Source organism: Caballeronia choica (genome assembly GCF_001544535.1).
Classification (GTDB): Bacteria; Pseudomonadota; Gammaproteobacteria; order Burkholderiales; family Burkholderiaceae; genus Caballeronia; species Caballeronia choica.
In genome coordinates this window covers 1-2886 of record NZ_FCON02000350.1, presented here as the reverse complement: position 1 = coordinate 2886, position 2886 = coordinate 1, and the positions used below count along the sequence as shown (strand labels likewise).

Here is a 2886-nt window from a genome sequence, read left to right as displayed (position 1 = left end):
TCTCTCCCCGAAAGTTGCCATTGAAGACTCCCACGCCAGCTCTGGCGGGAAGTTTGCTGAACTGGTGCTCTCGGCCAACAAGCGTCGTTCACCGCGCTCAGCTATCGGACGGTGAAGCGACTGCTTGGCACCGGGAAGCGGCCGGTCGGATTCTATAAATCGGCAACACGCCAAGAACCCGGAGGGACACGTTGGTGGATGATCGCCTGGCTTGTTGGGTGTTGTGTCAATCTTTCAGATGAGTAAATTTGTCTTTTGTTGCCACATCTCGACGGCTGTACTTCCAATCGCCCTTCTCGCGCTTGAGCCAATCGTCATAGACGCAAATGTAGCCGTCAAGGGTACCGTCCTTTTTCGTGAAGAATTGCAGATAGCACTTTTGACGAGCACTTTCGCCGTCGACCGAAATAATTTCGTTGGTCGTGAGGTGATACATAGTCCCGAACGATTCGATGCACGTGGGAACGAACGCCTGCAGTTGCTCGGTGCCTTTTGGTTTTGCCCCGTTGATCGCAGCATGGAAGGCGCCATCGGCTGTAAAGCAACTTGCCCATGCATCGGCGTTGCCCTCGTCGAGCGAGAAGTTGTATTTTGCGTTTAATGCCTTGATTTCCTGAATATCGCTAGATGCCACTTTAGTCACCTCTATAAAGGTTATTGATTTCCCTCGCAGCAAACAGCTCATACACATCAGTCTCACGATCGACGAGGCCGACAAGCAGGATCTGCGCGCAGAGCGGCTTTAACGCGCACAGGCGCGCTAGGCCGTCGATCCACTTGATAATGCTTCGGCTAACGGCCGGCACTCTGGCCGCCGTCGACGTGCAGGATTTCTCCCGTCACAAACGGTGCAGAATCAAGGTACAGGACAGCATTGGTGATATCGCTCGTGTCGCCCATGCGGCCGAGCGGATGAAGGGCATCGAGCATGTCGTGATATTCCGGCGGGTGCATAGGGGTCTTGATGACTCCAGGCGCAACCGCATTCACGCGAATACCTTTCTTGGCGTACTCAATCGCGAGGGACTTCGTGGCGGCGTTCACACCACCCTTCGTCAAGGCTGCCAGTACCGAGTAGATGCCGCTGATCGCATTGTCACCGATGCTGGCCGTCACGCTGACCACGTGGCCGCTCGAATGCTTTTCCATTTCGGCGATGGCGAGTTGCGTGATGTAAAAGAAGCCTGCCATATTTACGTTCATCACAGCGGCGTAGTCTTCGGCGGTGTTTTCGGTGAAAGGCTTGCCAATGTAAATGCCGGCGTTATTCACCAGCGTGTCGATCTGGCCGAACCTGGCGATGCCCTCGGAGATGACACGTTGAGCGACCGCCGGATCACCGATATCGCCGGCAACCGTCAAGATGTTCGGATTCTCTGACGATTTGATCGAACGCGAAGTTGCAACAACGCGGTAGTCGAGTTTACGAAATGCCTTGACAATGTCGGCACCAATGCCTTGCGATGCGCCGGTAACGACAACAACCTTTTGTGACGTGCTCATGCTTTACTCCAGAAAAACGTAGATGACTGGCTTGATGCCGATTGAGTCGATGGCTCTGTTTATCGCCTCGTGCTCGCCTGGATCGAATAGTGATTCATTTACGTTGAGAGCGGTAGAATGGCTGGACGACTTTCAGTTATTCTCTCTACGAATGAATGACAAGCTATCCACCCTCCAGTTGTTCGTACGGGTCGCCCACACATCAAGTTTCACCAAAGCTGGCCGGGAATTGGGCTTAAGCCAGCCGTCGGCATCGCGGCGCATTTCCGAGCTTGAGGAGGATGTCGGTGCTGCGCTATTCGTGAGAAGCACGCGAGCCGTTAAGCTGACGGAAGCGGGTACCGATTACCTCGCCCGCGTTGAAGCGATTCTTTCCGCGCTAAATGAGGCAGACGACGCTGCGCGAGGAACCACGGAGCTGCGAGGCCATCTACGCGTTGCCTTGTCGAGCAGTTTCGGGGTCCGAGAGGTTATCCCGCGGATAGGACGGTTCATGAGTGCGCATCCGGCACTGCACGTTGACCTGCGAATGGCCGACGACCGGGCAGGATCTGATCGTTGAAGGTATGGATGTGGCTTTCCGCTTTGGACCGTTGAAGAACTCGAATGCCACGTCAACGATGCTTGGGCGTTGCCCGCGGATACTGGTCGCCTCACCTGACTATCTGGCCGGTACGGGAATGCCGACCGAGCCGGGCGAACTGGCTGGTCACAGCTTCGTCAAGGGCCCACCGGGTGCTGGAGTGCGAGGATGGACCTTTGAGAAGGGTGGACGCCGGGCCACGATCCGCGGAGAAGGACGTCTGACTATCTCCCTGAACGAAGGGACGACAGCTGCGGCCGTTTCCGGACTTGGGATTCTGGCAACTGGGTTGTGGGGGTGCCGGGCCGAACTGTCCGATGGTCGGCTCATCCGCTTGTTGCCCGACTGGGCGGTCGAGCCAATTGAAGCCAATGCTGTTTATCCAGCTGCCCGTGCCGCCCGGCCGGCCGCCCGCGCGCTTGTTGCCTATCTTGCCGACGAACTGAAAGCGATCTCGGTCTAGTGGTTCGCAATGACCGATTGCTGTAGCCGGGGAGCCGGCTTGAATGTCCGGTCCGCTCGGTTACCTGCCCTGGAGCGCCTCAAGCGCGACCGTCGGCAACGGGTCGCGTGCTGCCGCTCGTAGGAAGGAATCTTGAGCCTAGCGACGACGCCTAGGCCTCGAACAGCCTGCTCACAACGGCACTCTCTCTCGGAGCGCAAGCATAGCAAAGCCAAGCGGACGCTGCCGGAGCTCGCGCCGCTGCGGCCGGCCAGTCCTGGGTGCGTATTCCGGGCGAGCGTGACCAGTAATTCCGGATTATCGTGACCGGTGATTCCGGCATCGTGACCAGCATTTC

At 57.3% G+C, this 2886-nt stretch carries 4 protein-coding genes; 2 read left to right on the top strand and 2 right to left on the bottom strand.

The genetic code is table 11. The features are described 5' to 3' along the window. Nucleotides 1-226: 226 nt before the first annotated feature. Nucleotides 227-634, bottom strand: coding sequence for a nuclear transport factor 2 family protein (locus AWB68_RS43695; protein WP_235028859.1), 408 nt, complete (start codon nucleotides 632-634; stop codon nucleotides 227-229). 158 nt (nucleotides 635-792) lie between these two features. Then, entirely contained in the window at nucleotides 793-1503 is a 711-nt protein-coding gene (locus AWB68_RS43690; protein WP_087650291.1) for an SDR family NAD(P)-dependent oxidoreductase, read from the bottom strand. Between the two features lie 22 nt (nucleotides 1504-1525). Here AWB68_RS43690 and AWB68_RS50465 point away from each other — a divergent pair, with 22 nt between their 5' ends. After that, nucleotides 1526-2065: a LysR family transcriptional regulator gene (locus tag AWB68_RS50465; protein ID WP_327384427.1), complete on the top strand. Its 540-nt coding sequence runs from the start codon at nucleotides 1526-1528 to the stop codon at nucleotides 2063-2065. Beyond that, nucleotides 2022-2549, top strand: coding sequence for a substrate binding domain-containing protein (locus AWB68_RS50460; protein WP_235028858.1), 528 nt, complete (start codon nucleotides 2022-2024; stop codon nucleotides 2547-2549). Before AWB68_RS50465 ends, AWB68_RS50460 begins: the two co-directional genes overlap by 44 nt. Nucleotides 2550-2886: the final 337 nt, after the last annotated feature.